The sequence below is a fragment of the Mesorhizobium erdmanii USDA 3471 genome (assembly GCF_000472705.1).
GTDB lineage: Bacteria > Pseudomonadota > Alphaproteobacteria > Rhizobiales > Rhizobiaceae > Mesorhizobium > Mesorhizobium erdmanii.
This window is the reverse complement of the sequence record NZ_AXAE01000012.1, coordinates 49,507-71,747: the sequence shown is the minus strand read 5'-3', so window position 1 is coordinate 71,747 and position 22,241 is coordinate 49,507. Positions and strand designations below refer to the sequence as shown.

General features: G+C 63.5%; 33 protein-coding genes. 22 read left to right on the top strand and 11 right to left on the bottom strand.

Features of this window, described 5'->3' with window-relative positions:
- Nucleotides 1-60: 60 nt before the first annotated feature.
- Both katE and A3AU_RS01000000135070 read left to right on the top strand, forming a co-directional pair.
- Complete coding sequence (gene katE, locus A3AU_RS0107645; RefSeq protein WP_027052271.1) at nucleotides 61-2,169, top strand: catalase; 2,109 nt, start codon at nucleotides 61-63, stop codon at nucleotides 2,167-2,169.
- A 153-nt stretch (nucleotides 2,170-2,322) separates the two neighbouring features.
- Entirely contained in the window at nucleotides 2,323-2,757 is a 435-nt protein-coding gene (locus A3AU_RS01000000135070; RefSeq protein ID WP_081709461.1) for a low affinity iron permease family protein, read from the top strand.
- Here A3AU_RS01000000135070 and A3AU_RS01000000135065 read toward each other — a convergent pair.
- Both A3AU_RS01000000135065 and A3AU_RS0107630 read right to left on the bottom strand, forming a co-directional pair.
- Nucleotides 2,754-3,119 carry a low affinity iron permease family protein gene (locus A3AU_RS01000000135065; RefSeq protein ID WP_051355322.1) on the bottom strand — a complete coding sequence of 122 codons (366 nt, stop codon included), beginning with the start codon at nucleotides 3,117-3,119 and terminating at the stop codon, nucleotides 2,754-2,756. The genes A3AU_RS01000000135070 and A3AU_RS01000000135065 overlap by 4 nt on opposite strands.
- A 130-nt stretch (nucleotides 3,120-3,249) precedes the next feature.
- Complete coding sequence (locus A3AU_RS0107630; protein ID WP_027052270.1) at nucleotides 3,250-3,459, bottom strand: hypothetical protein; 210 nt, start codon at nucleotides 3,457-3,459, stop codon at nucleotides 3,250-3,252.
- A 77-nt stretch (nucleotides 3,460-3,536) separates the two neighbouring features.
- On the opposite strand from A3AU_RS0107630, the gene A3AU_RS0107625 reads away from it, so the two are divergent.
- From A3AU_RS0107625 to A3AU_RS0107605, 5 genes are all read left to right on the top strand, one after another.
- Complete coding sequence (locus A3AU_RS0107625; RefSeq protein ID WP_027052269.1) at nucleotides 3,537-4,136, top strand: SOS response-associated peptidase; 600 nt, start codon at nucleotides 3,537-3,539, stop codon at nucleotides 4,134-4,136.
- Nucleotides 4,137-4,293: 157 nt separating this feature from the next.
- Nucleotides 4,294-4,563 (top strand): hypothetical protein, encoded by a 270-nt coding sequence (locus A3AU_RS0107620; RefSeq protein WP_155765327.1) that lies wholly within the window; start codon nucleotides 4,294-4,296, stop codon nucleotides 4,561-4,563.
- 102 nt (nucleotides 4,564-4,665) lie between these two features.
- Entirely contained in the window at nucleotides 4,666-4,848 is a 183-nt protein-coding gene (locus tag A3AU_RS1000000138830; RefSeq protein WP_154674541.1) for a hypothetical protein, read from the top strand.
- 159 nt (nucleotides 4,849-5,007) lie between these two features.
- Nucleotides 5,008-5,751 carry a hypothetical protein gene (locus A3AU_RS0107610; protein WP_027052267.1) on the top strand — a complete coding sequence of 248 codons (744 nt, stop codon included), beginning with the start codon at nucleotides 5,008-5,010 and terminating at the stop codon, nucleotides 5,749-5,751.
- 52 nt (nucleotides 5,752-5,803) lie between these two features.
- Nucleotides 5,804-6,472 (top strand): GntR family transcriptional regulator, encoded by a 669-nt coding sequence (locus A3AU_RS0107605; protein ID WP_027052266.1) that lies wholly within the window; start codon nucleotides 5,804-5,806, stop codon nucleotides 6,470-6,472.
- Between the two features lie 62 nt (nucleotides 6,473-6,534).
- Here A3AU_RS0107605 and A3AU_RS0107600 read toward each other — a convergent pair whose 3' ends face one another.
- The 3 genes from A3AU_RS0107600 to A3AU_RS0107590 all read right to left on the bottom strand — a co-directional run bounded on the left by A3AU_RS0107600 (nucleotide 6,535) and on the right by A3AU_RS0107590 (nucleotide 9,345).
- On the bottom strand, nucleotides 6,535-7,536 hold the full coding sequence (locus A3AU_RS0107600) for an NADP-dependent oxidoreductase (protein WP_027052265.1): 1,002 nt from the start codon (nucleotides 7,534-7,536) through the stop codon (nucleotides 6,535-6,537).
- Between the two features lie 60 nt (nucleotides 7,537-7,596).
- Nucleotides 7,597-8,451 carry an alpha/beta fold hydrolase gene (locus tag A3AU_RS0107595; RefSeq protein ID WP_027052264.1) on the bottom strand — a complete coding sequence of 285 codons (855 nt, stop codon included), beginning with the start codon at nucleotides 8,449-8,451 and terminating at the stop codon, nucleotides 7,597-7,599.
- A 78-nt stretch (nucleotides 8,452-8,529) separates the two neighbouring features.
- The gene (locus A3AU_RS0107590) at nucleotides 8,530-9,345 is read right to left on the bottom strand and encodes an oxidoreductase (protein WP_027052263.1); all 816 of its coding nucleotides are present in this window, start codon (nucleotides 9,343-9,345) and stop codon (nucleotides 8,530-8,532) included.
- A 107-nt stretch (nucleotides 9,346-9,452) separates the two neighbouring features.
- On the opposite strand from A3AU_RS0107590, the gene A3AU_RS0107585 reads away from it, so the two are divergent.
- From A3AU_RS0107585 to A3AU_RS0107555, 6 genes are all read left to right on the top strand, one after another.
- Nucleotides 9,453-10,040 (top strand): TetR/AcrR family transcriptional regulator, encoded by a 588-nt coding sequence (locus A3AU_RS0107585; RefSeq protein ID WP_027052262.1) that lies wholly within the window; start codon nucleotides 9,453-9,455, stop codon nucleotides 10,038-10,040.
- Between the two features lie 120 nt (nucleotides 10,041-10,160).
- Nucleotides 10,161-10,376 carry a hypothetical protein gene (locus A3AU_RS0107580; RefSeq protein WP_027052261.1) on the top strand — a complete coding sequence of 72 codons (216 nt, stop codon included), beginning with the start codon at nucleotides 10,161-10,163 and terminating at the stop codon, nucleotides 10,374-10,376.
- A 317-nt stretch (nucleotides 10,377-10,693) separates the two neighbouring features.
- Nucleotides 10,694-10,999, top strand: a complete 306-nt coding sequence (locus A3AU_RS0107575; protein WP_027052260.1) for a hypothetical protein — start codon at nucleotides 10,694-10,696, stop codon at nucleotides 10,997-10,999.
- 176 nt (nucleotides 11,000-11,175) lie between these two features.
- Complete coding sequence (locus A3AU_RS0107570; protein ID WP_027052259.1) at nucleotides 11,176-11,682, top strand: DUF2306 domain-containing protein; 507 nt, start codon at nucleotides 11,176-11,178, stop codon at nucleotides 11,680-11,682.
- 219 nt (nucleotides 11,683-11,901) lie between these two features.
- Nucleotides 11,902-13,872: an acyltransferase family protein gene (locus tag A3AU_RS0107560; RefSeq protein WP_027052257.1), complete on the top strand. Its 1,971-nt coding sequence runs from the start codon at nucleotides 11,902-11,904 to the stop codon at nucleotides 13,870-13,872.
- Nucleotides 13,873-14,128: 256 nt separating this feature from the next.
- A complete protein-coding gene (locus tag A3AU_RS0107555) occupies nucleotides 14,129-14,431 on the top strand; it encodes a hypothetical protein (protein ID WP_027052256.1) in 303 nt (100 codons plus the stop codon).
- A gap of 54 nt (nucleotides 14,432-14,485) precedes the next feature.
- Here the strand turns inward: A3AU_RS0107555 and A3AU_RS0107550 are convergent, their stop codons facing one another.
- The 3 genes from A3AU_RS0107550 to A3AU_RS1000000140275 form a co-directional block, all read right to left on the bottom strand.
- On the bottom strand, nucleotides 14,486-15,079 hold the full coding sequence (locus A3AU_RS0107550; RefSeq protein ID WP_027052255.1) for a DUF6456 domain-containing protein: 594 nt from the start codon (nucleotides 15,077-15,079) through the stop codon (nucleotides 14,486-14,488).
- Between the two features lie 63 nt (nucleotides 15,080-15,142).
- Nucleotides 15,143-15,439 (bottom strand): hypothetical protein, encoded by a 297-nt coding sequence (locus A3AU_RS01000000135060; RefSeq protein ID WP_154674540.1) that lies wholly within the window; start codon nucleotides 15,437-15,439, stop codon nucleotides 15,143-15,145.
- A 438-nt stretch (nucleotides 15,440-15,877) separates the two neighbouring features.
- A complete protein-coding gene (locus A3AU_RS1000000140275) occupies nucleotides 15,878-16,048 on the bottom strand; it encodes a DUF1376 domain-containing protein (protein ID WP_245235431.1) in 171 nt (56 codons plus the stop codon).
- Nucleotides 16,049-16,134: 86 nt separating this feature from the next.
- Here A3AU_RS1000000140275 and A3AU_RS0107535 point away from each other — a divergent pair, with 86 nt between their 5' ends.
- Nucleotides 16,135-16,416 carry a DUF982 domain-containing protein gene (locus tag A3AU_RS0107535; RefSeq protein ID WP_027052254.1) on the top strand — a complete coding sequence of 94 codons (282 nt, stop codon included), beginning with the start codon at nucleotides 16,135-16,137 and terminating at the stop codon, nucleotides 16,414-16,416.
- A gap of 99 nt (nucleotides 16,417-16,515) precedes the next feature.
- On the top strand, nucleotides 16,516-16,824 hold the full coding sequence (locus A3AU_RS0107530) for a DUF982 domain-containing protein (RefSeq protein ID WP_032917035.1): 309 nt from the start codon (nucleotides 16,516-16,518) through the stop codon (nucleotides 16,822-16,824).
- A gap of 2 nt (nucleotides 16,825-16,826) precedes the next feature.
- Here the strand turns inward: A3AU_RS0107530 and A3AU_RS0107525 are convergent, their stop codons facing one another.
- Together A3AU_RS0107525 and A3AU_RS0107520 are read right to left on the bottom strand one after the other, a co-directional pair.
- Complete coding sequence (locus A3AU_RS0107525) at nucleotides 16,827-17,522, bottom strand: GcrA cell cycle regulator (protein WP_027052252.1); 696 nt, start codon at nucleotides 17,520-17,522, stop codon at nucleotides 16,827-16,829.
- Nucleotides 17,523-17,644: 122 nt separating this feature from the next.
- On the bottom strand, nucleotides 17,645-18,070 hold the full coding sequence (locus A3AU_RS0107520) for a hypothetical protein (protein WP_027052251.1): 426 nt from the start codon (nucleotides 18,068-18,070) through the stop codon (nucleotides 17,645-17,647).
- Nucleotides 18,071-18,096: 26 nt separating this feature from the next.
- On the opposite strand from A3AU_RS0107520, the gene A3AU_RS01000000135050 reads away from it, so the two are divergent.
- The 3 genes from A3AU_RS01000000135050 (at nucleotide 18,097) to A3AU_RS0107505 (ending at nucleotide 19,489) form a co-directional block, all read left to right on the top strand.
- On the top strand, nucleotides 18,097-18,801 hold the full coding sequence (locus A3AU_RS01000000135050; RefSeq protein WP_032916977.1) for an XRE family transcriptional regulator: 705 nt from the start codon (nucleotides 18,097-18,099) through the stop codon (nucleotides 18,799-18,801).
- Nucleotides 18,802-18,890: 89 nt separating this feature from the next.
- Complete coding sequence (locus A3AU_RS0107510) at nucleotides 18,891-19,181, top strand: ribbon-helix-helix domain-containing protein (RefSeq protein ID WP_027052250.1); 291 nt, start codon at nucleotides 18,891-18,893, stop codon at nucleotides 19,179-19,181.
- A complete protein-coding gene (locus A3AU_RS0107505; RefSeq protein ID WP_027052249.1) occupies nucleotides 19,178-19,489 on the top strand; it encodes a type II toxin-antitoxin system RelE/ParE family toxin in 312 nt (103 codons plus the stop codon). The genes A3AU_RS0107510 and A3AU_RS0107505 overlap by 4 nt, the downstream gene beginning before the upstream one ends.
- A gap of 10 nt (nucleotides 19,490-19,499) precedes the next feature.
- On the opposite strand, the gene A3AU_RS0107500 is transcribed toward A3AU_RS0107505, so the two are convergent.
- On the bottom strand, nucleotides 19,500-19,802 hold the full coding sequence (locus tag A3AU_RS0107500; protein WP_027052248.1) for a hypothetical protein: 303 nt from the start codon (nucleotides 19,800-19,802) through the stop codon (nucleotides 19,500-19,502).
- A 172-nt stretch (nucleotides 19,803-19,974) separates the two neighbouring features.
- On the opposite strand from A3AU_RS0107500, the gene A3AU_RS0107495 reads away from it, so the two are divergent.
- The 4 genes from A3AU_RS0107495 to A3AU_RS0107480 all read left to right on the top strand — a co-directional run bounded on the left by A3AU_RS0107495 (nucleotide 19,975) and on the right by A3AU_RS0107480 (nucleotide 22,241).
- Nucleotides 19,975-20,337, top strand: a complete 363-nt coding sequence (locus tag A3AU_RS0107495) for a hypothetical protein (RefSeq protein ID WP_027052247.1) — start codon at nucleotides 19,975-19,977, stop codon at nucleotides 20,335-20,337.
- Between the two features lie 151 nt (nucleotides 20,338-20,488).
- Complete coding sequence (locus A3AU_RS0107490; protein WP_027052246.1) at nucleotides 20,489-21,076, top strand: hypothetical protein; 588 nt, start codon at nucleotides 20,489-20,491, stop codon at nucleotides 21,074-21,076.
- Nucleotides 21,073-21,669 carry a hypothetical protein gene (locus tag A3AU_RS0107485; protein ID WP_027052245.1) on the top strand — a complete coding sequence of 199 codons (597 nt, stop codon included), beginning with the start codon at nucleotides 21,073-21,075 and terminating at the stop codon, nucleotides 21,667-21,669. The genes A3AU_RS0107490 and A3AU_RS0107485 overlap by 4 nt, the downstream gene beginning before the upstream one ends.
- On the top strand, nucleotides 21,666-22,241 hold the full coding sequence (locus tag A3AU_RS0107480; RefSeq protein WP_027052244.1) for a hypothetical protein: 576 nt from the start codon (nucleotides 21,666-21,668) through the stop codon (nucleotides 22,239-22,241). The genes A3AU_RS0107485 and A3AU_RS0107480 overlap by 4 nt, the downstream gene beginning before the upstream one ends.

Below are 22,241 nucleotides of genomic sequence, written 5' to 3'. Positions count from 1 at the left end.
CATTCCAGAGATTGAGGAGCCAGCGCAGCGCGCGCATTTGACCCTCGAGGAATTTCAGTCATGGCGAAGCAAGCATCCAAACCGGCCGGCACCGCCGCCACCATCCACGATCAGAAACTGCTGCGCGGCGAAGGCGGCGAACTGCACCAGACCGCAGCCGGGCCAACACCGCTACTGACCACCGCCCAGGGCGGGCCGGTGTCGGACGATCAGAACTCGCTGAAGATCGGTGCCCGTGGACCAACCGCGCTCGAAGACTTTCATTTCCGCGAAAAGATCTTCCATTTCGATCACGAGCGCATCCCGGAGCGCGTCGTCCATGCGCGTGGCTATGGCGCGCACGGATATTTCGAAACCTATGAATCGCTGGCCAAATATACGCGCGCCGACATCTTCCAGCGCGCCGGCGAAAAAACGCCGGCATTCGTGCGCTTCTCCACGGTCGCCGGCAACAAGGGTTCCTTCGACCTGGCGCGTGACGTGCGCGGCTTTGCCGTCAAGCTCTACACGCAGGAGGGCAACTGGGACATTGTCGGCAACAACATACCGGTCTTCTTCATCCAGGATGCGATCAAGTTCCCCGATATGGTGCATGCGGTGAAGGAGGAGCCCGATCGCGCCTTCCCGCAGGCACAATCGGCGCATGATAATTTCTGGGATTTCATTTCGCTGACGCCCGAGTCCATGCACATGATCATGTGGGTGATGTCGGACCGGGCGATCCCGCGCTCCTTCCGCTTCATGGAGGGATTCGGCGTCCACACTTTCCGGCTGCTCAACGCCAAGGACGAGTCCACCTTCGTCAAATTCCACTGGAAGCCGAAGCTCGGGCTGCAATCCGTGGCCTGGAACGAGGCGGTGAAGATCAACGGCGCCGACCCCGATTTCCATCGCCGCGATCTCTGGGAATCGATCCAGGCCGGCAACTTTCCGGAGTGGGAACTGCAGCTGCAATTGTTCGACCAGGCATTCGCCGACAGTTTCGACTTCGACGTGCTCGATGCCACCAAGCTCATCCCGGAAGAAATCCTGCCGCCCATAGCCGTCGGCCGCCTGGTGCTCGATCGCATGCCCGACAATTTCTTTGCCGAGACCGAGCAGGTCGCGTTCATGACGCAGAACGTGCCGCCCGGCGTCGACTTCTCCAACGATCCGCTGCTGCAGGGCCGCAACTTTTCCTATCTCGACACGCAGATCAAACGACTGGGCAGCACCAACTTCACTCATATCCCGATCAACGCGCCGAAATGTCCCTTCCACCACTTCCAGCAGGATGGGCACATGGCGATGCGCAATCCGGTTGGCCGCGCCAACTACCAGCCCAATTCATGGGACGAGGGTCCGCGTGAATCCCCGTCGAAAGGCTTCCGCTCATTCACCGAAGTCGAAGCCGGACCGAAGGCGCGTTTGCGGTCGGAGACCTTTGCCGATCACTACAGCCAGGCGCGCCAGTTCTACATCAGCCAGGACCCCGTGGAACAAGGCCACATCGCCGCCGCGCTGACCTTCGAACTGAGCAAGGTGCAGACGCCCGTCATCCGCGAGCGCATCGTATCGCCTCTTCTCAACATCGATGACGGCCTGGCCCGCAAGGTGGCGGATGGGCTCGGCCTGAAGGCGATGCCGAATCCCGCCGACGCGGCGGTGCCGACGCGCAGGGATGTCGCTGCATCGGATGCGCTCAGCATCCTGAAGAACGGCCCCGGCCGTTTCGAGGGCCGCAAGCTCGGCATATTGGTGACCGAGGGAACCGACGCGGCCTTGCTGAATGCCCTGAAGCAGGCGCTGGCAAAGGCCGGCGCCAGTTTCGAGATCATCGCGCCGAAGGTCGGCGGCGCCAAGGCCAGCGACGGCAGCTGGATCGAGGCCCACCAGATGATCGCGGGCGCGCCGTCGGTTCTCTACGACGCGGTCGCGCTGTTGCCGGCAAAAGCTGCAATGGCAGATCTGCTGAAGGAATCCACCGCCCGCGACTTCGTCGCCGACGCCTTCGCGCACTGCAAGTTCATCGGCTTCGTCGAGGCGGCGGCGCCACTGCTGACGAAGGCTGGCGTCGCCGAGGACGAAGCGGTCATCGCGCTGGCATCCGCCAAGGACGCATCGGGCTTCGTGGCCAGGCTCGGCGACCTGCGCTTCTGGGCGCGAGAACCGAAGGTAAAGCTGGGATAGATCCGGTCTTTATTTCCGACCGGCCGGAACCTGTCGCTTTCGCGGAGGTTACGTCAGCTAGTGCAATCGGCTGCCCCAGGCAGGGGTGCGATCGCAAACGAGCCCGCCGCCTACCTCGGATGGCGGGCTCTTTCATCCTCGGCGGAGATTTGGGTGGATAGACCATTATATGCCCTCGCCGAATTCTTCTCCAAGCCGCCGGGCTTCTACGTGATGCTGGTCGCCGCCCTCGTCTGTGCGCTGTTCACCAGCACGACCCTTGGAACCTACATCATATCGATTTCGGCGATGTGCCTGACGGGCGTGGTGCTCATCCAGAACTACCGCGACACCGCGGCCATGCAAGCAAAACTCAACGAGATAATCGTCGCCCTGGACACCGCCCGCAATGAGGTGGTCGGATTGGAACATGCTTCGCCCAACGCCATCGATGCGGAGCTGAAAGACATAGAAAAGCGGGCTTCGTCCGTCTCGACGAACGAGGCGCCCCCGGCTGCAACAAACGCCGGGAAAAGCGCGAAACGGTCTTCCCACCGGCCTGCGGCGAAGGCGCTCAAAGCCGGTCGGACTGCTTCGAAAGCGCTCTAGGGGTTCGTTGACGCCGCCGTCTTGGCTCGCTCGCACAGCGAGCGAAACTCCTCCACCTCCCTCTCCGTGAGGTGCTCGATACCGATAAAGTCGTTCTTTGCCTGACCGGACCGTATCAGTTCGTCGAGCTTGGCCTGGATGGCCGCGCCGTCCCTGTTCTGGGTGTTCTGGATGAGAAAGACCATCAGGAAGGTGATGATCGTGGTTCCGGTGTTGATGATCAGCTGCCAGGTTTCGGAATAATGGAAGATCGGACCGGTAGCCGCCCAGATCAACACGGATCCAAGGCACAGGCCGAAAGCCGACGGCCTTCCGGTGGCATGAGCAACGGCGCCAGCCATGCGGTTGAAGGTTTTTTCCATGAACATGCTTTCGAGAAGTTGGAGGCCTGCCACAACTTCCGTATCGATGCCGGGTTCCGGCTGCTCTATCCATTTTGGAGAGATGCTCGATCGGCTCGAAGCATTGGTGCGAAAGCGCCTGCAAGCGACCTCAGCGTTCCTCGGGATCGCTGTCGTAGCTGTATTCGAAAACACTGCCCTCGGCCTCATCAACCACGCGAAACCAGTGTTTCTGCAACGCTCTTCGCGATATCGGCCCGCTGGTGACTTTTCTCACGGCATCGAGCGCGGTGTCACCACTGGCAATGTGAGATGCGGTCAGCGAGTCGCCCTGCATCTCGTCGATCTGGTATCTTGGCATGGCTTTTCTCCTGTGAGCCAACTTGGCAAGGCCGACATTGGTTCCGGAACTCAATCTCCACACGGGACTTGATCCACATGTGCAACGATTATGAACAGCATGTAGCCTGGGCCGAATATTGCCGGATGATGGAATCCCTGGCGTTGCGTGTGCCGGTCCAGCAGAGCGAACTCGATCTGCCCCAGGCCGATGACATCCGCATCAACGATCCGGCTCCCATCATGCGCGCCGCCGCCGGTGGCGACGCGATCGAATTGGCCACGATGACATTCGGATTCCCACCGGCCGGCCCCAAGGGCGGGCCGGTGTTCAACTTCCGCTCCGAAGGCCGGCAATTCGCAAACAGCAAACGGTGTCTGGTTCCGGCGTCCGGCTTCTTCGAATTCACCGGCACCAAATATCCGAAGGCGAAGCATCGGTTCTCGCTCAACGGTTCTCCCTTCCTCGCCATAGCCGGGCTCTGGCGGGAAGGCGCGGGCAACAAACCGCCCACCTTCACCATGCTGACGACGGATCCGGGCCCCGATGTCGCGCCCTACCACAATCGCCAGGTCGTCGTGCTCGAGCCCGAGAATTGGGCGGCCTGGATCGACCTGACAAAGCCGGAAACCGAACTGCTACGCCCGCTTCCAGCTGGGTCACTCCTGGTGGAGACCGTGCGTCCTGAAAGCGTGTAACGAGAATGCCCGATCGGGGCCTGTGGCTACGGTGCCGGTGGCAGGCGAAATCGGGTAGGTTTCCGCTTCGGGCTCTTGACGAATGAGGAATATTTTCCTCATTTAAGCCATGCCTGATCAACCTGACAGATGGCCGAAGGGCGTCCCATGGACGCTGATGCATGCCCATGACGCAGGTCAGATTGCGCGCATCCGATGCGGGCATTGCAACATCAAGCGCTTCTACAAGCCCAGGGAGCTCAGAGAGATCATCGGCAATGTGAGCATCGACGACGTCAGGGCGCGAGTTCGCTGCGAAAAATGCGGCAGCAAGGAATCCATCAATGCAGAGCTGTTCCACGCGGTGGGCCAGGAGGCGGTCACCATTCGGTTCCGGCGCCTGGTCGAGATCAGGTGGGTAAAGCGGGTCATCTGGAGAGACGAGTGAGTGGCGCGCGTTCTGTCCGGCACTGTTGCCGGGCAATAGCGTGTCGATTCGCTGTGGAACGTTGGCACCGCTTCAGGGTTGTAAGCAAAGGAGGGCCTGACCGTGTCGGAACAACCCAACATTGTAGAGACCTTGCGGATCGTCAGGGGCTGCCTGACCGTCGCTCGAAAAGCGGTCATCGATGCGCGCCATATCGAGGCACTCACCGAAATCGACACGCTCATGCAGGTCGCGCAATTGGAGGCCGAAAGGCGGATTGCCGTGCTCGAACGTGCACTGCCTTGAGAAAGGCATCAAAAGCATGTTGGCAGATGGCGATTGGCGGGCGCCGCCCGGCTTATTGGCCAAAGGTCCCATTCGCTAAATCCTCGTGATGTGCAAGATTGCCGCAATATAAGCATCTGCTTTAATAAGGTTCGTACGTCTGTCGCGAGGGGCGATGTCGTGCCAATTCGCAAGAATCTTTCCGCCAACCTAAGACGGCTGGTCAGCAGCCATGCATCGGTGGCGGCCGTATGCCGCGGCCTGCCCATGAATCGCTCTCAATTCGAGCGCTACCTGCAGGGCAAGAGTGTGCCCAACCAGGCGACCGCCAAGCTGATATGCGACTATTTCCGGGTCGGCGAGGATGAGTTGTATCGCGCGCCGCCAGTCCCCGAAACCGCACCGCCGGCGTTAATGCCCATCCACCAGACGCTTTACGAGAACATGGTGCGCGGTCCAGCGCCGGCCATCGCCGGCGGCACCTATTTCACCTATTTCGCGGTTCCCGACCGTCCCGACCTCGTGATGCGGTCGGTCACCTTCGTGCGGCGCGAGGCCGAACTGGTGACCTTCAGGCGCGTGACCCGTTGGGCCGAAGGCCACCGCCAGGGCGGAGCACGGGTAATGGGGTGGCACTATGGCGTGGCCATCTCGCGGCTGAACTGGATCTATTTCGCCGGCATCAACCGCCGCCAGACTGGCGAGCCGTCGATCATGACGGTGCAGTGGGCGCCGCTCTCGGAGCCGGTCCTGGTCGGCAACGCCTTCGTCCTGACCCAAACGGGACCGGCCTGCGTCAAGGTCATCATGCGCCAGGAGGTCCGCAGGATTCGCCTGCGGCAGGCGATGCAGATGTGCGGCGTCGTCAGCCTCGACGACCCGCGCCTCGACCAGCTTGTGGCCAGCCTCGTGCGCGAAGGCTAGAGTGCTGCTCCCGGGGCCAGCAAGCAGTGGCCCTGAGCCACAGGGATTCGCGATGCTCAACAGCTTCGACTATGGCGGCAAGGAAGCCGATACGGTGCGTGTGCTGGAGGAGGACATCATCTTCGGCCGGCTGGCGCCCGGCACGCGCCTGGTCGAGGACGTGCTGCTCGCCCGCTTCCCGGTCTCGCGCCACACCATACGCCAGGCGCTCTACCAGCTGGAGAGGCTGGGCATCGTCACCCGCGAGCGCAACAAGGGTGCCATGGTGCGCCGGCTCTCGCCGCGGGAGGTGCGCCAGATCTATGAAGTGCGCGAAATGCTGCAGCGCCAGGCGGCGCTGATGATCCCGTTGCCCGTCAGCGAGGCGCTGATCGCCGAACTGACCGACATTCAACGCATCTACAGCTTCCATGTCGACGCCGGCTTCCTGCGCGGCATCCACGAGGCCAATGACCGCTTCCACCTCACCATGTTCTCGGCCTGCGGCAACGCCTATCTGGTCTCCTCGATCGAACACTACATGCGCCTCAGCCTGCCGGTACGGGCGAATTCGCTCGCCGACCGGGAAAAGCTCGACGTCTCGCGCCAGCACCACGCCATGATGATCGAAGCGCTGAAGCGCCGGGACAATTGGGTGCTGGCGCAGCTCTGCGTCGACCATCTGCAGCCGAGCAAGGATTTTTATCTGAGCGAGATCGACGCGGAGCCGACGGGCGGCTAGCCGAAGCAAGGGCTTTCCAGCTGAAAAAACAGAGAGCTCAGGCGGCTCGCTGAAGACTCGACCTACCTGACCTTGATGACGACCTTGCCCTTGGCACGCCCCGTTTCGACATACGCCAACGCCTCGTTGGTCTTCTCGAACGGAAAAGTCCGGTCGATGACGGGGCGTATGACACCGGATTCGATGAGCGACGTGATCTTGCCCAACTGATCGCCCTGCGCCCACATGAACAGGAACGAATAGTCGACACCAGCGCGCCTGGCCTTGCCGCGTATGCCGCGGCTCAGCAGGCGCATGATCAGTTTGAGAACCATGTTCAGCCCCTGCTTGCTGGCAAATGCGGGATCCGGCGGACCGGAAATGGAGATGAGCTTGCCGCCCGGCTTCAGCACATGCAGGGATTTTTCCAGCGTCTTGGCGTCCTGGCTGTTCAGCACGACGTCGTAGCCTTTCAGGATCTTTTCGAAATCGTCTTTCTTGTAGTCGACGACTATATCGGCTCCGAGACCCTTCAGCAGATCCGTATTCGCCGCGCTGGCCGTCGTCGCGACGATGGCGCCGAGATGCTTCGCCAGTTGGATGGCGAAGGTCCCCACGCCGCCGGAGCCAGCCTGGATAAACACCTTCTGGCCTTTCTTCAGCCCGGCCGTCTCGACCAGCACCTGCCAGGCGGTCAGGCCCACGAGCGGAATGGAGGCGGCTTCTTCCATGCTGAGGTTTTTTGGCTTCAGAGCCACGTCGGCTTCGTCGATGGCGATGAATTCGGCGAACGTCCCGATCCGGCCATCGCGCGGCCGCGCATAGACCTCGTCACCTGGCTTGAATTTGCGGACCTTCGATCCGGCCCGCACGACGATCCCCGCCACGTCATGGCCCAGGATGAAGGGCGTGCGATAGGGCACTATCAGCTTGAACTCTCCATCCCGCAGCTTGGAATCGACAAGGTTCACACCGGCGGCGTGGACCTCGACCAGGACATCATTGTCCCGCAACTCAGGTTCCGGCATTTCGGCAAGGCGCAAGGCGCCCTTCTTTTGATACTTGTCGACAACGAAGGCTTTCATCATGTTTTCTTTCTAAAATGGTCTCGATGGCCGGTACGAAACCGGCCGGTCGGCAAGGCGTCATGCCTCGAGGAATGACAGTGCTTTGGGGACGAAGTCTGCGTGGTTCTGGAAGACTCCGCCATGTCCGGCGTCGGCGTAGATGATCAGTTGCGCCCCCGGAATGCGATGGGCGAGATCGACGGTGTTGCTGCTCGGCACCATCCTGTCGTGGTCCCCATTCGCCACCAGGGTGGGGGCTCGAATGGCACCCAAATCCTGCGGCGCCTGCAGTCCATAGGCCTTGATCGCCTTAAGCTGCGCTCTGAAAGCGCTGATCGAGAACGGCTTGTCGCGACTGCTCCTGCGCTCTTGCAGGCGATCCAGAAAGGCCCTCGCTGCGCGGCGGCCGTTCGGCGTCGTGGTGAAGAACAGGTAGTATTTCGGATCCTTGAAGGTCAGAGCGCCCTTGATCATGTCGACGATCGTCAGCGGCGTCACCTTGTCGATGCCCTGGCCGCCCGCCGGTCCCGTGCCGGCCAGGATGAGCCTTCGCACGAGCAGCGGCTCGGTCAGCACGATTTCCTGCGCCACGAAACCGCCAAGCGAGAAGCCGAAAAGGTCGACCTGGCCGAACCCCAGCGCCCTGATGAAGGCGACCGCGTCGCGCGCCATCGCGGAGATCGTGGCCGGCGTCTTGCCGGCCGATGCTCCGACGCCGCGATTGTCGAAGGCGATCACCCGCCGGCTCGCGGCGAGGCCATCGACGATGCGGGGGTCGAAATTGTCCAATTGCGCGCCCAGATGGTTGAGCAGGATCACTGGCACGCCGCTCTTCGGGCCGAGTTCGCGGTAGACGAATTCAGTGCCCGCGACGTCGATGGCGCGCGTCGGCACGTCCTGGAACAAGGCGTGTGAGCTGAATGGATATGTCATGCTTGGCGCCTCCCTGTTGTGGGGCCTGACCGGATGGGTCGTGGTTGCGTGTCGCATATGCGTGATCCGCCGCTTCGTTCAGGCCGGCAGGCGGAACTGCTTGCGCAAGGTCTTGTCGAACATCGCGGCGGGCGCGAACCGGCGCAATATGCTCACCTGCCGGGCTGCCTTGCCGGCGGTGTAGCGCCGTCGCGGATGCCTGTCGGTGGCGGCCGTGAGAACGACCTTCGCCACCACTTCCGGAGGATCGGCCTTCGGCATCACGTCGCGAAGCAATGCGTCGACCCCGGCTCGCGCCTGATCGTATTCCTTGATGACGGAATCCGGCTCGAACCCGTTCTGGTCGAACACGGTGCGCACGAACGCCGGCTCGATGACCGAGACGCGTATGTTGAAAGCGCGAACCTCGTGGTCGAGCGATTCCGAATAGCCTTCGAGCGCGTGCTTGACGGCGGAATAATGGGCCGAGTACGGCGCGGGAACCAGGCCCAGGATCGACCCGATATTGACGATGCGCCCCTCGCCGCGTAGCCGCATCGACGGCAGCACCGCGTTGGTCATCCGCATCACGCCGAACAGATTGACGTCGAACAGGGCCTTTGACTGCGAGACCGAGGACTCTTCCGCGCCGCCCAGCAGCCCGATACCGGCATTGTTCACCAGGAGGTCTATCCGGCCGGTCTTGCCAAGGACAGCCGAAACCAGCGAGGCGACGGACGCGTCGTCGGTCACGTCGCAAACCAGCATCGACGCCCCTTCCGGGCTTTGGCTGGTGGGCTTGCGGCTTGTGCCGAAAACAGTGAAGCCGGCCCGCGCCAAGGCTTCGGCGCTGGCGCGGCCGATGCCAGAGGAGGCGCCGGTCACGATCGCGGTCTTTCCGGAATTCCGGTTCATCTGGTAACTCCAAACTCGAGTGGTATTGCCTGTCGGCGATTATTGAATTACGATCATAATATCACATTATGCTCATAATGCAATGAGAAAAATGAAAAGGAGCCATCATGCGCTACGACAAGGGCCGGAAGGACGCATCACGCAGCCGCATCATGGAGGTCGCCGCGCAACGCTTCCGAAGCGACGGCATCGCCGCGTCCGGGCTGGCCAGCATCATGAGCGACGCCGGAATGACGAACGGCGCCTTCTATCCGCACTTCCAGTCCAAGGCCGACCTTGTCCGCGAGAGCATCGCATCGGCACTGGAGACCCAATCGCGGCAATTGCGGGAGGCATTGGCCTCGGGCGGGCTGGAACTGGCCATGGCCATGTATCTGTCATCGGAGCATCGCGATCACCCAGAGACGGGCTGCGCATCGGCGGCGCTGTTGCCGGAAATCGCCCGTCAGCCGGCCGAGACGCGCGGCCTCTACACCGAAGGCCTGATGACGCTGGTGCGCCAGTTGGCAGCGGACATGCCGCCGCACACCCGTGATCCCGAGGGCGTGGCGCTGGGCATCTTCGCGGCGCTCATCGGCGCCCTTCAATTGGCCCGTGCGGTGGAAGGAACGGAATTGTCCAACCGCATCCTCGCGGCCGGAGCGGACGCCGCGCGCACGCTGATCCAGCCGCGCCAAGGTGGAGATGTTTCGTAGAAACGACGAGCGGCGGCCTCGGGCCGTCGTGGTGCGGTGCCGGCCAGCGCACCATGCCGCTCGAAACGTTCATCGCCTGCGCTAAAAACTCTCGCCCGCCTCACCGCCGCCGCGACACTGATGATGGCCCTGTCGATCGTGCTCCTGGCGGTGGCGAACCATCTGGGCGCGGCACGACACCCGGGCAGCGAAAGGCTGGGGCCGGCTTCGATATCACCGGCCACCGCTGAAACTTTTCGCGCGCCGTTCTCGTTGCTGCCGGCATCGCCTTCCCAAGGCGATCGCAGACCTCCGATCTATGTCCCCGCCGGCTATGCCGGTGGGGCCTTTTTTTGAGGCAGCGGCGGGCGGCGGCACGGAACAATCAGGGAGTCGGGAAGTTTCAAATCGGCCGGACGCTGCGACGTCCGAGCGGCCCCAGCGGCAGCCGCGTTTCGCGTTAGCGGCAGGTTTTCCTGCGGCAACTCTGCGACTGGCAAAGCTTTAATTTGGATATACGATAGACGTCTTGGAGGATTTATAGCTTATAAAAGATGCTTTTTTGGAAATTATAGCTCATTCCACGCCACGCACTGGAACCTTCACCCAAATGCTTTCGTTACGCCTTTGATCGTTGCTTAGACGATCATAAAGCAACAGGGAAGGAACCTATCATGAAGATCAAGATGATCTGTCTCAGCGCCGTGGCGCTTTCGATGGTCGCCGGTTCGGCTCTCGCCGCGGGTAACACTGGCACCTCCGCGCTCGACGACCCGGCCAAGATGCAGCCCTTCTACACCGACTCCAGCATGAAGACGCTGCGCGGCGATGACGATTTCGTCAAAGCCTGGAAGGCGATGACACCGGAAGACCAGAAGATGATGATGACGGCTTGCGAGGATGAGTCCAAGAACGCCAACCCCACCAACACCCATCCGGAATTCTGCAGCAGCGTGAAGAAAAACGGCGGCAGCAAGTAATTCCAGGAAAGTGTGCAACGGTTTTCCCAGGGGAAGCGCATGGCGCTTCCCCTTGGGAATTGCGTAAAGCAGAGAGTTAGACGCGTCATCGCCCAGCGATGCAAAACAGTCCCGCATGCGGGGCTGTTTTGTTGCGGGATGGTCGGCCATAATCCGCCATCCTGCGGAGACCAAAGATGTCGCTCAGCCCATTGCTTCATGCCTCGCCCGTCATCCAGCTCCATGCGCTGATCGCCATCGCCGCGCTGCTGCTCGGTGCCGTGCAGCTCTGGCGCCGCAAGGGCGACCGGCTGCACCGGGCGCTTGGGCGAGTCTGGGCGGTGCTGATGGCGACGGTCGCCGGCTCCGGCCTGTTCATCTGGACGATCCGGCTGTGGGGACCGTTCAGCCCGATCCACCTTCTGTCGCTCTTGGTCCTGGTGATGCTGTGGCGCGGCGTACGCGCCGCGCGCGGCGGCAACATTGCCGCGCACCGCCGCATCATGCAGGGCACCTACATTTTCGGGATGATCATTACTGGGCTTTTGACCTTCATTCCCGGCCGCACCATGTATTTCGTCGCCTTCGGCCCGCAGGGCGCGACGCCGCAGAAGCTGATGGTCTTCGCTGCCCTGGTCGCCGTGGCGGCAGCGGCCGGCCTCTATGCCGCGCGCCGTGCGAAGCCGGCAGCCATTCGACCGTAGACATCTTCCGGCGCCGAACCCGCGCGCAGCATCGATGCCTGACGGCAGGGTCGAGATCGAGAACCCCGACGACGCCGCGGACCTGGCGGTCTTCGTCGCCGTGGCGCAGTCGCTCGCCTCCTTCTGGCCATGTTGCACTGCGAAAAACTTGTTGCATTGCGATAGCGGCCGGTCGGGCCTGGAAATGCGTGGCGGGCTGGGCGTAACGAAGGAGGCCTCGTGGCGGCATCGTTTCGGCCTGATATACAGGGATTGCGCGCGCTGGCGGTAGGCGGCGTCGTTGCCTATCATTTCGGCCTCACGGCACTGCCCGGCGGCTTTGCCGGCGTCGACATCTTCTTCGTCATCTCGGGCTGGCTGATCACGACGCATCTGATGCGCGAGATCACAGAGACCGGCGGGCTCGACCTCTGGCGTTTTTATGCCCGCCGCGCCCGGCGCCTTCTGCCGGCTGCCCTGTTCGTCATCCTGGCGACGCTTTGCACGGGTTATTTCATCCTGGCGCCACAGGAGCAGGCGCTCTATTCGCGCGGCGCCATGTATGCCTCGGCCTATGCCATCAATCTGTGGCTGCTGCGCTGGTCGTTCGACTATTTTGCCTCGGATGCCCTGAGTAATCCCTTCATCCATTTCTGGTCGCTGTCGGTGGAGGAGCAGTTCTACCTCGTCTGGCCAACCCTGCTCGTCTTCGCCGCCTGGCTGCATCCGGGCCGGCGCATGGCCATGGTGGTGATCGGCGTCGCCGGCCTCGCCTCCTTCGCCGCCTGCCTGTGGCTGACCAGCCTCTCGCCGGCCTGGGCCTTCTACTTCTCGCCGCTGCGCGCCTGGGAGTTCGCCGCCGGCGGCCTGGCGACGCTGGCGCCGGCGGCCCTGTTGCGGCATCGGCCGTGGCTGGGGGCAGCGCAGGGCTGGCTTGGCCTGGCGCTGATCGCGATCGCCTATCTCTGCCTGAGCGAAGACCTGCCTTTCCCGGGCTGGTACGCAGCGCTCCCGGTCGCCGGCACGGTGCTGGTGCTGCTGGCCGGCACGGGCGATGACAATGTCGCGGCCGGTCCAACCGGCTGGCAGGCTCTCGTGCCCGCTTCCGTGCTGTCGCTACCGCCTTTGCAATGGGTCGGCGCGCTCTCTTATTCGCTCTATCTCTGGCACTGGCCTGTCATCGTCTATGCTGGCATGCTGGCGTCGGATCTCACTATCCTCCAGCGCCTCTTCTGTGGCGCGCTGGCGCTGCTGCTGGCCTTCCTCACCTATCACCTGATCGAGAACCCGGGGCGGCGCTTCGGCTGGCTCACGGCGGGCAAATGGGCGCTCGCCCCCGCTGTGGCGCTAACCGGCCTCGGCGTAGCGGTGGCCTATGCCAATGCGCATCTGGCGACGCGCAACATCGACCCGGCCCAGCGCGGCATCGAACAGGCCGCCGAACAGCCCTCCATCGCGCGCGCCCTCGACAAGAACTGCCTGCTCGACTTCCACACGGTGACGCCGAAACCCTGTACGTTCGGGCCAAATGACGCCGCCCACACCATCGTGTTGTTCGGCGATTCGCACGCCGACCATTGGTCGACGCCGCTGATCGAGGCGGCGAGCCGCAACCACACCAAGGTGGTCACCTATCTCAAATCCTCGTGTCGCGCCTCGCGGCTGTCGACCTTCAACACGGTGCTGAAGCGCGACTACACCGAATGCGACGCCTGGCGCGAACAGGCGATAGCGGAAATCATCCGCCGCAAGCCGCGCCTGGTGGTGATCTCGGAATTCTCGATCGGCAATCTGACCCGCGACATGCCCGCCGCCGGCCGCAAGCAAGAGACCGCGCGCTGGCAGGCCGGCCTGCGCTCGACCTTGCAGGCCTTCAGCCAGGCCGGCGTCGAGACCGCCGTCATCCGCGACACGCCGATCGGCGACAGTTTCGCCGACTCCTGCGTGGCCCGCGCCTTGTGGTGGCGCGAAGCCCCCTCGCGCTGCGACACGCCGAGAGCGCAGGCCGCCAATGACCGCGCCGCCGCGCAAGAACGCGCCGTCGTCAAAAGCGTCCCCGACACGCTCTACGTCGACCTGACCGACCGCTTCTGCGGCCCGACGCAGTGCCATGTGTTCATCGGCGGAAAGCTGGCGTTTCGCGACCGCCATCATCTGGCGACGGGCTTCGCCGAGACGCTGGAAGGGCCGCTGGAGAAGGCACTGTTTTGAAGAACTAGCTGCCTTCTCACCGTTCACGGGGAGAAGGTGCCGGCAGGCGGATGAGGGGCGGCGCGGCGTCTGCCTTGCTTCGCATCTTACCCGCCAGCCTCTCTGCATCCAGCGTGGGCTCGCCCTCACTGGCCGCCAGTTCCGCCACATCGCGCTCAGGCGTCAGCTTTCCACGCTCTCGCCGCGTCGCTGCAATCCATGGAACGAGACCGCGTCTTGATCGTTATATTAGACAAACCTTGAAAAGGAGGCTGTCATGAAGAAGCTCCTGCTTGTCTCGGTTATCGCCATTGCTTCGGCGGCGGCGATGATCGCGCCTGCCGCCGCCCGCAGTCACGTCTTTATCGGCATCGGCGGCTACAACGACTATTATGGCAACGATTATTACGACGGCTATGGGGACTATGGTGGCGGCTACGTCTATAGCCCCTACGACGCCTACGACAACGGCTACAGGCCCCGCTATTTCCATCGGCACCACCACCGTTGCCACATCGAAGTGATCAATCACTGGCGTCATCATCACAGGATCGTCGAGGAAGTCCGCGTCTGCGGATGACCTGACCTTGTGAACTGATCCGACCGGCATGTGCCGGTCGGATTTCTGCGCCCCTCACCGCCCCATCATCATCCCATAGTGCACCGCGAGCAGATCGAGCCCGACCTTCAAGAGCTTAGTCACCACGTCCCTGCCGTCGCCGGTCTGTTCCGCCACACCCTTCACCGACTCCCCCATGCAGCAGACTTGTCGCGCCACAGCCGCGACCTCCCAGTGCCCTAGCGCCCTGGTCGCGGCGGCATGCGCCCGGCCGGCGTCCAGCACGCTGTCGGCGATGCCGCCACCGTGGCGGCCGCCATCGACGCGCTCGGTCCAGCGCATCGGCTTGACATCAGCTTGCTGGCTGCACTGGAAATCCTCGCGATAGCGCTGGCCGGCCTCGCGTTGCTGGCGCGACAGCGAGGTGATGCCGATGAGCGGATCGACGCTGCGCACCCGCACGATGCCGCCTGTCGAGGTGTAGCCGTCGTTCGACACTTCGTAGACGCGGCGCGCTTCAGCCGTGCCGGCCGCCAGCCGCTTGCGGCCGAAGGCATCGTCGCGGAGCGCGAAATCATGGCCGACCTCGCGACGGATACGCACCTGTTCGGCCTCGCCCTTGGGCAGTTTCGGCGCCTGCGGCTTGGCGGCTTTGGCTTTCTTCGGCATGGGGTGTCTCCTTGGGCTGGGGTGTGGTGTTTTTGGTTGGAAAGGTTGGCGGGCCAGCGCTTGTCATCCCTTCACCAGCGCGCCGGGTGCCCTTCTCGCCATCAGCTCGCGCATTACCCGCCGCTCGCGCACTTCGATGCAGAGCTGAGCGCTCGACGGGCAGAACTGGGGGTTGCCGGTCCTTACCTCGCCACGCACGAAGCGCTGGATGGCGGCCTGCAGATCGGCGAGTTCGGCGTCGCGCACCGCGCCGAGATAGCCCCGCATCTGCATCTCGACATCAGTCAGGGCCGATTGCGGGAAGCATGAGAACATCGCCGCCAGCGCCTTCGTCGCCTGCTGCAGTTCGGCTGCGGTCATGGCTACGGATCTCCTCAATGATGGCGTTGGCGGCGTCGGTATGGGTTTTCGGCCGGACCCAGCCGGGTCTCTTCCCCGAAGACGCGGCGGCTGTCTTGTTGGCGGGCGAAAAATGCCGCGCGCCTTCAGGGGAAAACACTGCCGCCCCTTGTTCTCCACGAGCCGAAGAATGCGGCGCATTCTCAGGGGAAAAAGCCGAAGCTCTTTCACTCTGGTCTCTGGAGTCTGGAGAATGCCGCGGCAAAGCGCCGGCATTTGGCGCGGCATGCGCCTTTGTTTTCAAGGCGGTGGCGGCGCCGCCGCGCGCCCCGGCGGCCGCCCTCGCCTCGCTTTTGACCAGCGCCTTGTGCAACTCCCTGGTCAGCCTCTTGTGGCCGATCTCGCCTGCCTCACGCTCGAAAAAGGTCAACAGGTCGCCCCTCAGCGCGCGCCATCTTTTCAGCGACAGGCGCGCAACGCGCGCCAGCTTGGCGTCGTCGTCGGGCAGCCGCCGGCGTTCCACATTGCCATCAGGATCAGCATGTAGGCGCCGATCTGCTCGGTGGAGAGCTGCAACGTATCGCCGACGAAATCGGAGACGTAGAGCTGCATGAAAGGCCGCTCGCTCATGCCTGGCCCATGCTTACAGGCAAGCTAATGGAACCAGCCGCCGGCCAGTACGTTATGACGCGACCATGCAAGAGGGAGGTTTGCCGATGACGGCGTTCATGCCGATTACGCTGCGCTTTTGCGACAACAAGACCATGCTGGTCGGCTCCGTTGCCGATGCCCAGACGGCGCTGCAGCGGCAATGGCCCGACAAGACGGCACCAGCCTATATTGAAGCCGCAAGACTGGTCAGGCTGGCGGTCGAAGGCAATTGCTGTCCACGCACCGCCTTCGAAGCCTTCAGCAAGGCCGCCCGGCGACAAGGCATTTTGATGGTCAAGAGCAAGAGCCGCGCGTATGATTGGCTCGATGCCGCCGCCAGCCCGTGAAGGCCGCGCGAAGGCGATGCAACCGCCCGAGGGCCTCGCGCGTTTATGAGCAGAGGCTTGAAAGCCGCTGCAACACCGAAGGTGAACGCCGTGGGTACGATGAAAACCGGAGTGCCGCTTAAAGTAAGTATCGACGGACAGGTCGAGGAGATCGACAGCGTCAGCGACGCCGCCGATTTCCTGCAGCGCTGGCCGGTCGAGCGGCGCGGCCACGTCTACCGTAGCGCGCTCAACGCCTGCAGCGCCGCGATCGCGGCGCAGATCTCGGAATCCGACGCGATCAAGGTGTTTACCGGCTTTGCCCGCGTCGCCGGCATCCTGGTTGCCGAAGGTGGCCCGGCCATGCGGCTGGAGGCCCGCAGCGTGCAAAGCCGCATGCCCAAGCAGGGCCGGCAGATACCGAAATAGGCTCACACGCAAACTCGCCTCTGAAACCGCGCCTGGTGGTAGCTGCAATAGCTTTTCAGCGCCCGGGTGCGCATGCCGCAGCACAGCATGTCGGCGCCGGGCTGGCTGCCGGGCGCATCGTCCTGCGGGTTCTCCTGCAGCGTCAGGTCGAGCGGTGCGCGGCAACGGGAAAACAGGCAGTCGATGAAGCGCATCGCCACACCGTGCGGCTGGCGGCCGATCGGCCCGCGCGCCGGCGCCGGCACTTTGAAACGATAGGCCTCGCCATCGGCGACCAGCACGCCCACCTCGCGCACGAACAGGCGCGGCGGCAGCCAGGCCGGCGAAGAGTCGCGCCGGGCTCTAGCCTTGTTCTTGCGCGCGATGTTGTTGTCCGCGAGGTGGCCGGGATGACCATTGGCGACCTTTCTGCCCGCGCCCTTGCCGCCGCCGGCCTTGCCCTTTGCCCGCTTCGCCTGGGCCGGCTTGCGCATTGCCGGTTCGCCGGCAGCCTGTCTTGCCACCGGCGGCATTCCGCGGCCATTGGCAAAGCCGATGGCGCCCAGCATGGCGTTGCGATGAACGATGCCGATTATGGCGTTGCGTGAGACCGGGCTGCCGCGCAGCGCGCTGAACGCCGCCGCGATCCTCGAGGCCGAAAGCCCCTCCTTCAGCCAGCGGGCGATCTCCTGCAATTCGGCATCGCTATATCCCGCCATCTCCAGGCTCCATCCAAGGGTCGGCCTGCGGCAGCGCTTCAAGGCGCGCCGTCAGGCAAGCGTCGGGGTTTCCGGCTCCGAAAAGCCGCGGTGAGTTGTGGTTGATGCCGGCTGGCGCCGGCCTAGCCGGAGTGGGCCGAGTGCCGGGTGCCGAGGCGCTCCAGCCGCGCCTCCGCCGTCTTCCTGTCGGGGGCGCAAACCGCCCTGCCCGTCATCGGTTCGAACAGGATGACGGTGCCGTCCTGCGTGCGGGTGCAGGAGCGTGCATAGGGACCGGCAGCATGCCGGTCGAATAGGGGGCCGGAGCCGAGGGGAGCGGCGGCTCCGGCCGTTCCGGCCGCCGGTGACGGGCGGGCCGGACCCGAGGCATCAAGGCGCTCGGGCTTCGCCACGGCCGGGGAGGAGGACGGCCGGGACGGAAGGGTGACGACTTCGGTCGCCTTGTTGGCCTCGCGGGAGGCCGGCGCTACCGCGCCATGAAAGTTGGACAGGTTGTGCATGGCCATATATAAGCATAACTCAAAAATAGATGCAAGCCATTCTTTCATAGACGAGAGCCACTTTCATCGCTCACATGGGCACCATGGCGAAAACGGAACTGTCGATCAGGGTCGGGGCGGCGATACGCCAGGCGCGCAAGCAGCGCGGCCTGGTCATGCGCCATATTGCCGAGCACAACGACACCGATGTCGCCGCCGTCGGCAATTGGGAGACCGGCCGCAATCTGCCCAAGACCGAGAACCTTCTGAAGACCGCCGCCTTCCTGCGCGTCGACCCTGTCGCGCTCGGCCAAGGGCAGGTCGTCTTCCTCGACGATGCCGGCCCGGTGGCCGACGCCGAGATCGTCACCGATGCCGGCCCGTTGCCCGCCGGATCAATGGATATCGAAGTGCTGGGCGCTGCGGTCGGCGGCGACGACGGCGACTTCACCTTCAACGGCGAGCCTGCCGGTTACGTCCAGCGCCCGCCGGGCGTGCGCAACCTGCCCAAGGTATTCGCGCTGCATGTGCTGTCGGATTCCATGGTGCCGCGCTACGAACCCGGCGACCTCATCTATTGCGGCGGCCGCGACGCGGTCCCCGGCGACCATGTGGTGATCGAGACGTTTCCCGAAGAAAACGAGCGCAACGGCAAGGCCTTCATCAAGAAACTGGTCAAGCGCACGGCGGGCGAACTGGTGGTCGAGCAGTACAATCCGCCGAAGACGCTGACCTTCAACCGCTACGCCATCAAGCATGTCTGGCGGGTGATCCCGCTGAAGGAATTGCTGGGGTATTAGAGGACACAAGGGCCATCATCTGGCTAGCGGCAGCGTGTGGAAAAGTGTATGATTAAGTCATACACGCTCATTTGATCCAGGGAATCGCGATGCGCAGCACCCAGCCTTTGACCATCACCTTGCCGCTCGAGATGGCGCAAATGGTGAAGAATAAGGTGGCATCCGGCGAGTACGCAACCGAGAGCGAAGTCATCCGCGATGGCCTGAGAACCCTTGCCGCAAGAGACGCTGCCGTCGATCGCTGGTTGCGGGAAGAGGTCGCGCCGACGATGGATGCGTTGCAGAAGGATCCTTCGCTCGTCTCGCCTCTCGAGGAAGTACGCAAGCGACTTCACAACCGCATTGACGCACTGGCGGGCAAGCGTTCCCGCCAAGCATGACGCACAGGGTCGCCTTCAGCAAAGCCGCAGAGCAAGACCTGCTGGATTTGCTGACCTATCTGGTTCCACAAGCTGGCGAACGGATTGCGCGAGCCTATGTTGATCGCCTCATCGATTACTGTTCGGCCTTTGGCAATTTTCCCGAACGTGGGACGCGCCACGACGATGTAAGACCAGGCCTCCGCACCGTGGGCTATCGCAGACGGGCGACGATCGCATTCACCGTAAAAGACAAGACAGTGACTATCATCCGGATCTTTCACGGCGGGCGTGACGTCATTCTCGCCGATGAAGACGACGCCTTCTGACGTCCACCCCTCAAGCCCGCCTCGCCCCCTCCACCAGCACCTCGCGCTCGCTCAGCATCTGCGCCTCGCTGCGCACGCGCTGGCGCTCGTCGATGAAGGCCGCCTGGATCGACACCGCCGTGCCCGGCAGCCCGTCGGCACGGCAGGCCGAACAGACGATTCGGCCGGAAAGCTCCGCCAGCGGCGTGTTGCCCGTCACCCCGAAACGCCGGAGTTCATCAGCCTTCCACCACCTGTTGCGGCCGCAATCGGCGCACTCGACCGATAGCGAGGCGACATGCGCGATGACTGGTTTCCTGCCGGGTAATGCCATTGCCCCCCACCCCGTGCGTTCCTGATTTGTTCATATATTCCTGCGTTTTCAAGCAGGAGTCGAGTCGCAGTTTCAACACTTCTCCAAAAGTTTCTCTTTTATCAATTTTTGAGTTATACTTCTATAAACTCACAAATGTGAGTCGCCTGCCGCATCAGATCCGGGAGCAATGATGGATGACGCCGATTTCACCCGCGCCTGCGGTTACACCGGTGACAGCCCTGCCTTGCTCGAAGCGTTCGAGGCGATCCGCCGCAACGGCATCGCCCAAGCCCGCCACGACCATTTCAGGCGCAAGGCAATCATCGACGCGTTGAAGCAGTCGGAGCCGCTGTTCCTGGCCGCGATCGGCCCGGCCTTGTCGGCGGACGAAGCCATCGAGGACGCCACCCATGTCATCGCTGGCTGGCGCAACATGCCACGCTGGCGCCAGGAACGTCGCCTGCCCGACCTCGTCAGGGCCAGGCAGCAGCGTCTCGTGGCGCGTTTCTTCCGCCGCTACGGCCACCGTCTGTGGGCGCTCGAAGCAGCCTGAGGCCGGACAGGGCTGGACCAGCCACATTCGGGTTCCCCAGTCGTCTTCGGGTTCAGTCGTTTTCGGGTTCAGCCGTTTTCGGGTTTCAAAGACCGCTTTTTCTTTCTACATTGCCCGGGGGTGGCTGTTCGTTCGACGTGCATGATCTGGAATGTTCAAGACTGCCCGCTCAAGAGTTCAGACCTGGATAACGGCCGGCGCGGGAACCATCGCGGCGCTGTTCGTCGCCGGCCTGATGGGTGCCTTCGGCGCCCTGCCCGCCCACGCCCCACCGCAATTGCCGCCCGGCACCGCCATCGATGCAGGACGCTGGCGCGTGCAGCCGGTGCGCGCCTATGTCAGCCATGCCGGGGTCTATGGCGTGCTGTTGAAGCCTGGCCAGAAGGCGCTGGTGCTGGAGGCCGACATGACCAACCGCACCGCGCAGTCCGACAAGGCCTATTTCGATGTCTTCAAGCCGGACGGCATCGCCCTGCCCGACCCCATGCCGATGATCGCGCTAACCCGCGATGCGACGCTGACGCCGGAACTGCATCCAGGCATGACCGAGCGCATGGCCTATGTCTGGCCGCTCGCCGGTGACGCCGTCGTGCCGGCCAGCGTGAGCTTCGGCATCACCGCCGAAATCTTCAAGCCGCGCGACAATCTCTACGGCATGCCCGGCTGGTTCAATCCTTATAGGCTCGGCACCATCACCTTGCCGGTCGCCGATGGACAGGCCCCGGGAACCGGCTCATGAAAATGCATGTCCTCGGCAATCTCGCCATCCTCTGCGCGACCGTGGCGTTGAGCTACGGCATGCAGGTGTCGAAACCGCATTATGCCGACCTCACCGCGCCGATCCCAGTCGATGGCGCCATGCACGACACGCTGCACGCGCGCAGCTTCGATGTCAGGCTGGACAAGGTGGTCTTTGCCCGCGCGTTGAAAACCAGCCAGTTCGGCCAGGAGAAGCTCTTGACCACCAGCGGCCTTTGGGCGGTGGTTACGACCAATCTCACCGCCACCGTTGCCTCCACCACGGTCGCCCTCGGCACCTGGCAAGGCCCGACCGGGCTGCGCTACCACCAGACGGAGCGACTGGGCTACAGCCCCGACATGCCGCCGCATGGCGTCGATCCGGGTCTGGAAAAACGCGGCCTGTTCGTGTTCGAAGTGCCGCCCGACCAGATCAGCGGCGCCAGGCTGCTGATCGCCGAACGTCAGTTTGGCCCGCTCGACGCCCAGGCGCGCATCAGCCTCGACGGGGTGCCGACAGCCGCCGACGACCAGCCAATCGACGTGCTGCCGCAATACGACCTCGATGCGCCGCCACCGCAGGGCAAATCATGACCGACGTTTCGTCAGGCCTGGAGCTGGCGGCTGACCGGCAGGCAGAGAAAAAATGGCGCCGGCACAGCCTTGTCGCTCTCGCCATCCTGCTGCCGTTGACGCTGGCCGAGACCGGCTACGACAGCCTTCGCGAATGGCTGCATGGCGAGGACCTCGTCGCCAGGGATGTCGATTTCGGCCAGTCCGTGCCGTTCGGCGGTAGCGACTGGAAACTGGCCGATCTGCGCGGCGGCAAGGCCGGCCGCCTGCCTGACCACGCCTTCGCCGTCATCGCCACCTTCTCCGTCGCCATTGGCGACCCCGACCTGCAAAAGCAGTGGCTGGGCTGCAAGCTGATGCTGACCGACGCCACTGGGCGCCGCTGGCTGCCGGATTCAATCGTCGGCGTCAGCCTGCCGGGCGGCGTCATGAACTGCGGCGCGGCGATCTTTTCCGGCGCCAAGAAGGGCGATGTCGTTACCGTCGGCGATATTTTCATCATCCCGGAGGATGCCGTGAAAACCATCCGCCCGGCGGTCGGGCTCGGCAGCGAGCGGCCATGGTATCTGCGTTTCCAAAGGCCGCCGAAATGA